Source organism: uncultured Amnibacterium sp. (assembly GCF_964244015.1).
Lineage (GTDB): Bacteria > Actinomycetota > Actinomycetes > Actinomycetales > Microbacteriaceae > Amnibacterium.
In genome coordinates this window covers 1-5,249 of sequence record NZ_CAXTHO010000157.1, presented here as the reverse complement: position 1 = coordinate 5,249, position 5,249 = coordinate 1, and the positions used below count along the sequence as shown (strand labels likewise).

Below are 5,249 nucleotides of genomic sequence, written 5' to 3'. Positions count from 1 at the left end.
CCACCGCGGAGGACGCGGTGCGGCGCGTGCTCGCCGTGCAGGGGCAGGATCCCCGCGGGTTCCGTCTCGCGGTCCGCGCCAGGACCCTCCCCACCGTCACGGCCGTCGACGTGGACGCGGGCCTCACCGGGTCGCGCAGCCTCGTCGTGTCGTGGCTGAACCGCGGCACGCTGCACCTCGTCACCGCCGACGACTTCTGGTGGCTGCACGACCTCACCACCCCGCAGCTCGCGACCGAGTCGGCCAGGCGGCTGGCGCAGGAGGGGATCGCGCCGCGCCTCGCGGAGCTCGCGATCGAGACGGTCGCCCTGCAGGTGTCGGCCGGGCCGAGGACGCGGGAGGAGCTGCGCGTCGCACTCGACGCGGCGGGCGTGCCGACGCAGGGGCAGGCGCTCGTGCACGTCCTGCTGGCCGCGACCCTCCGGCACCGGCTGATCCGCGGCCCGGTCCACGACGGCGAGCACTGCATGGTGCTGGCGGAGGACTGGCTCGGACCGGCGCCCGAGCCGCTCGACCGTCCGGTCGCGCTCGGGCTGCTCGCGCGCCGCTATCTCGAAGGGCACGGGCCCGCCACCGACCGCGACCTCGCCATGTGGGCGAAGCTGCCCCTCCGGGACGCCCGCGCGGGCCTCGCCGCGGTGCAGGCCGTCGACGCCGGCGACGGCCTTCTGGACCTGCCGGATCGGGCCGCGCCGGAGCCCCTCCCGACGCGCCTGCTCGGCAACTTCGACCCGATCCTGCACGGCTGGGTCTCCCGCGCGCCGGTGCTGGGGCCGCATGAGCACGACGTCGTGCTCGGTGGCGTGTTCCGCTCGTTCGCCTTCGCGGACGGGCGCGCCGTCGGGCTGTGGCGCATCGCCGGCGGCCGGGTGCGGATCGCGCCCTTCGTGCCCCTCCCGAAGCGGACCCAGCACGCGCTGCTGCACGACGCGGAGGCGGTGCTCGCCTACCTCGGCCTGCCCGCGAAGGAGCCGGTGCTCGAGCCGGTCGCCTGAGCGCGCGGGAATGCGCTGCACGCCCCGGACGCTGGAGCGGATGTGCCGCTCGTCCTGACGCTCTACAGCTCGAGCTTCTGCGGCGCCTGCGCGCAGACGCGGCGCTCGCTGGAGGACGCGACGAGGCTGCTCGGCGATCGCGTCGTGCTCCGTGAGGTGAACGTCGCCCTGCATCTGGAGGAGAGCGAGCGGCTCGACATCCAGGCGACGCCCACGACGGTGCTGTCGGGCACGAACGGCGAGCTGGAGCGGGCAGCCGGCGTCCCGAACACCCCGCAGGTGCTCTCCCTCATCGCGCGGCATCTCCCCGCGGCGTGAAGCCCGCCGGCAGGGCTCAGCGCGCGCGGATGCGGGAGAGGAACGCGCGGGTGTCGGGGTGCTGCGGGTCGCGCAGCACCTGCGCCGGCGGGCCCGACTCGGCGATGCGGCCGTCCTTCAGGAAGATCACGCGGTCGGCGGCGTGCTCCGCGAACTGCATCTCGTGCGTCGTCATGAGGATCGTCGAGCCCTGATCCTTCAGCTCGGCGACCAGGTCGAGCACCTCGCCGACCAGCTGCGGATCGAGGGCGCTGGTGATCTCGTCCAGGAGGAGCAGCTCGGGGTTCGTGGCGATCGCGCGGACGATCGCGACCCGCTGCTGCTGGCCGCCCGACAGCTGGTCCGGGTAGGCGCGTGCGCGATCGGCGAGCCCGACCCGCTCGAGGAGCCGCAGGCCGTTCGCCTCCGCCTCCGCCTTCGGGGTGTTGTGCACACGTCGTGCCGCGAGGGTCACGTTGCCCAGCACCGAGAGGTGCGGGAACAGGTTGAACTGCTGGAAGACGACCCCGATCCTGCCGCGGACGCGGTCGGCGTCGACGCGCGGGTCGCTGATGTCCTCGTCCCCGAGCCAGATCCGGCCGTCGTCGATCGGCTCGAGCAGGTTGATGGTGCGCAGCAGCGTCGACTTGCCGGACCCGGAGGCGCCGATGAGCACGACGACCTCGTGCTTCGCCACCTCGATGTCGACGCCGTCGAGCACGACCTGCTCGCCGAACGCCTTCACGACACCCTCGGTGCGCAGGACCGTGCTCACACCACGCTCCCCTGCTGCTGGCGGGCGCGGGCGCGGCGCTCGAGCACGTCGGTGAGCCGGATGAACGGCAGGCTCAGCAGCACGAAGAACAGCCCGGCGACGACGTAGGCCGTGTAGTTGTAGGTGACGGCCACCTGGATCTGCGCCGCCCGCACCGCGTCGACCGCGCCGAGGATCGAGATCAGCCCGACGTCCTTCTGCATCGACACGAAGTCGTTCACGAGCGCGGGCGTGACCCGGCGGACACCCTGCGGCAACACGATCAGGCGCAGCGTCTGACCGTAGCCGAGGCCGAGCGACCTCGCGGCCAGCCGCTGGGAGGGGTGCACCGACTCGATGCCCGCGCGCAGCACCTCCGCGACGTAGGCGGAGTAGGTCAGCACGAGCGCGACGCCGCCGAGCAGCCGGCTGTCGTAGCGCACGGAGGGGTTCAGCCCCGGCAGGCCGAAGCCGATCAGCAGGATCATCACGATCACGGGCACGCCGCGGAACACGTCCGTGTACACGGCGGCGAGGAGCCGCAGGGGTGCGAACACCGGGCCGCGCAGCGTGCGGACCACGGCCAGCAGCGTCGCGAACACCGCGACCCCGATGGCCGCGAAGAACAGCACGTAGACGTTCACCCACAGCCCGGCGAGCACGGCGGGGAACACCCGCACCGCCTCCACCGGGTCGAAGAACGTGCGCACGACGACCGCGGTGCCGGGCGTGACCGCCAGCACGAGCAGCACGATCGCGACGACGACGACGGTCGACACCGCCGCGAGCAGCACCGAGCGCGCCGACTGCCGCCGCCGGAACGCGCGCCGGTCGACCTCGACGGCGCTGACCTCGCGCGGCGGGGTCACTGCAGGACGGGCGCGTCGACCTCGGACGAGAGCCACTTGTCGGTGATCGTCTTCAGCTCGCCGGACTTCGTGATCGCGTCGACCGCGGCGCTGACCGGCGCTGTGAGCTTCGAGTCCTTCGGGAGCACGAACGCGAACTCGTCGCCTCCGGTGGTCGAGTCCGCGATCTGGCCGACCACCACGCCGTCGTCGAGCTGCCCGCCAGCGATGTAGAAGGCGGTCGGCAGATCGGCGACGATGGCGTCGATCTGCTTCGTCTTCAACGCCTGCACCGCGTCGTCGTTGCTGTTGTAGACCTTCGGCGCCCCGATCTTGTCGGTGGCGACCTGGAGGCTCGTGGTCCCCGACGCGACGCCGATCGTGAGGCCCTTCAGCCCGGCGAGCGTCGTGACGCCTTCGGCCTTCGAGCCCTTCGTCGTGACGACCGCCTGGGTGGTCGTGTAGTACGGCGAGGAGAAGTCGACGGCCTGCTTGCGAGCGGCGGTGATGCTGAACTGCTGGATGTTCAGGTCCCACGGCTTCGCGCCGGGCGTGACCGCGGAGTCGAACGTGGAGCGCACCCACACCACGTCGCTCGCCGCGTACCCGAGCTGCTTCGCGACCGCGTACGTCACGGCGGACTCGAAGCCCTTGCCGGACTCGGGCTTGTCGTCCTCCACCCACGGCGAGTAGGCGGGCTGACCGGTCGCGACCGTCAGCTTGCCCGCGGTGAGGGTCGCGAGCGACGCGGGGCCGCTCGCGCTCGCGGCACCGGAAGAGGAGGCGGAGGAGGCGGCCGGCGCGGCCGTGCCGCTGCAGGCGCTGAGGGCGAGCGCGACGGCGGCGAGGCCGGTGGAGGCGAGGAGAGTTCGGCGACGGATCACGGCCGCCGATGCTAGCGACGCCACGTCACGACGCAGTCTCGGCCCGTAACATTCCGTTGTGAAGGAGGTTCGGCGCATTCCGCGCAGAAACTCCTTCACAACGGATTCACCGCTCCATGATCGCGACCAGCGGGCGGCTCGGCCTGCCGACGCTCGGCCCGCTCGGCGCCCCCGCCCGCTACCGTCCCGAGCATGACCCCGGAGCGTCGACAGGAGCTGGTGCTCCTGCGTCGTGCCCGCGACCTGATGGACCGGCGCTACGCCGAGCCGCTCGACGTCGCAGCCATCGCCTCATCCGTGCACCTGTCGGTCGCGCACTTCAGCCGGCGCTTCGTCGCGGTCTACGGCGAGACGCCGTACCAGTACCTGATGACGCGACGGATCGAGCGCGCGTGCGCGATGCTGCGGGCCGGCGCCTCCGTGACGGACGCGTGCATGCAGGTCGGCTCCGCCTCGCTCGGCTCGTTCAGCTCGCGCTTCACGCAGGTCGTCGGGATGACGCCGTCCGCCTACCGCGCCGCCGAGCACACGGCGGAGGCGCTGATGCCCGACTGCACCGCGCGGACCATCACACGGCCGCGACTGAGCAGGATCGGAGAAGGCCGGACCACGACCGCGGCCTAGCGTCGTGGGCATGCCGATCTCGCTGCACTACTCGCCCATCGTCGTCTCGGATCCGGAGGCGGCGCTCGCGTTCTACCGCGACGCGCTCGGTATGCCGGTCGCGCAGGACGTCTCCTCCGGCGGCCACCGCTGGATCACGCTCGGTGAGCCGGGGAGCGCCCAGATCGTGCTGTCCGACCCGGAAGCGGGCCGCTCGCCGGCGGACGGCGAGGCGCTCGAGGAGCTCGTGGTCAAGGGCGCGCTCGGCCCGTGGGTGTTCGCGACCGACGACCTCGACGCGACGTTCGCGAAGGCCGCCGCGAGCGGCGCCGAGGTGATCCAGGAGCCGGCCGACCAGCCGTGGGGCCCGCGCGACGCGGCCTTCCGCGACCCCTCCGGCAACATCGTCCGAGTCCTGCAGAGCTGATTCCATCAGGTCTCGAGCGCGAAGTCCGCGAAGTCGAAGCCCGGGGAGACCACGCAGCTGACCAGCGCCTCGCCCGCGGAGGGGAGGGTGCGCTGCCAGACGCCGGCGGGCACGCGGCCCTGCACGTGATCGGGGCCGAGCTCGATCCGCTCGGTGGTCAGCGGTCGGTCGCCTGCGCCGCCCAGCTCGAGCACGACCGGGTCCGGGCCGTGCCAGAGCCAGATCTCATCGGAGGTCACCGTGTGCCAGGCCGACGCCTCGCCGGGCGGCAGGAGGAACACGATCATGGTGGCCGCCGGCCGGTCGCCGTTCGGCGTCTCGACCCTGACCGGCGACGTCCAGGTGCGCCGGTACCAGCCGCCCTCCGGATGCGGATCGAGGCCGAGCTCCTCTGCCCTCGCGGGTACCTCGAGCTCTTCGATCGCGGTCCCGTCGACCGCG

8 protein-coding genes are annotated in these 5,249 nt (G+C 72.6%); 4 read left to right on the top strand and 4 right to left on the bottom strand.

Annotated features, from left to right (window positions below; all coding sequences use genetic code 11):
* On the top strand, nucleotides 1-995 hold a 995-nt coding region (locus tag ACFE67_RS13745; protein WP_375407440.1), incomplete at its 5' end, for a winged helix DNA-binding domain-containing protein.
* Nucleotides 996-1,037: 42 nt separating this feature from the next.
* Nucleotides 1,038-1,313 carry a thioredoxin domain-containing protein gene (locus ACFE67_RS13740; protein WP_375407439.1) on the top strand — a complete coding sequence of 92 codons (276 nt, stop codon included), beginning with the start codon at nucleotides 1,038-1,040 and terminating at the stop codon, nucleotides 1,311-1,313.
* Between the two features lie 16 nt (nucleotides 1,314-1,329).
* On the opposite strand, the gene ACFE67_RS13735 is transcribed toward ACFE67_RS13740, so the two are convergent.
* From ACFE67_RS13735 to ACFE67_RS13725, 3 genes are read right to left on the bottom strand one after another with little or no spacing between them, the layout of a single operon-like run.
* Entirely contained in the window at nucleotides 1,330-2,067 is a 738-nt protein-coding gene (locus tag ACFE67_RS13735) for an amino acid ABC transporter ATP-binding protein (RefSeq protein ID WP_375407438.1), read from the bottom strand.
* Nucleotides 2,064-2,915: an amino acid ABC transporter permease gene (locus ACFE67_RS13730; protein ID WP_375407437.1), complete on the bottom strand. Its 852-nt coding sequence runs from the start codon at nucleotides 2,913-2,915 to the stop codon at nucleotides 2,064-2,066. Before ACFE67_RS13730 ends, ACFE67_RS13735 begins: the two co-directional genes overlap by 4 nt.
* A complete protein-coding gene (locus tag ACFE67_RS13725; RefSeq protein ID WP_375407436.1) occupies nucleotides 2,912-3,778 on the bottom strand; it encodes an ABC transporter substrate-binding protein in 867 nt (288 codons plus the stop codon). The genes ACFE67_RS13730 and ACFE67_RS13725 overlap by 4 nt, the downstream gene beginning before the upstream one ends.
* A gap of 192 nt (nucleotides 3,779-3,970) precedes the next feature.
* On the opposite strand from ACFE67_RS13725, the gene ACFE67_RS13720 reads away from it, so the two are divergent.
* Together ACFE67_RS13720 and ACFE67_RS13715 are read left to right on the top strand one after the other, a co-directional pair.
* Nucleotides 3,971-4,402, top strand: a complete 432-nt coding sequence (locus ACFE67_RS13720; RefSeq protein WP_375407435.1) for a helix-turn-helix transcriptional regulator — start codon at nucleotides 3,971-3,973, stop codon at nucleotides 4,400-4,402.
* Between the two features lie 10 nt (nucleotides 4,403-4,412).
* Nucleotides 4,413-4,808, top strand: coding sequence for a VOC family protein (locus ACFE67_RS13715; protein ID WP_375407434.1), 396 nt, complete (start codon nucleotides 4,413-4,415; stop codon nucleotides 4,806-4,808).
* Nucleotides 4,809-4,813: 5 nt separating this feature from the next.
* Here the strand turns inward: ACFE67_RS13715 and ACFE67_RS13710 are convergent.
* The coding region (locus tag ACFE67_RS13710; protein ID WP_375407433.1) for a cupin domain-containing protein at nucleotides 4,814-5,249 on the bottom strand (436 nt) is incomplete at its 5' end.

Excerpts from the sequence above, each read along its gene's own strand:
- ACFE67_RS13720 (WP_375407435.1), top strand. The coding sequence starts at position 3,971 with ATGACCCCGGAGCGTCGACAGGAGCTGGTGCTCCTGCGTCGTGCCCGC.
- ACFE67_RS13715 (WP_375407434.1), top strand. The coding sequence starts at position 4,413 with ATGCCGATCTCGCTGCACTACTCGCCCATCGTCGTCTCGGATCCGGAG.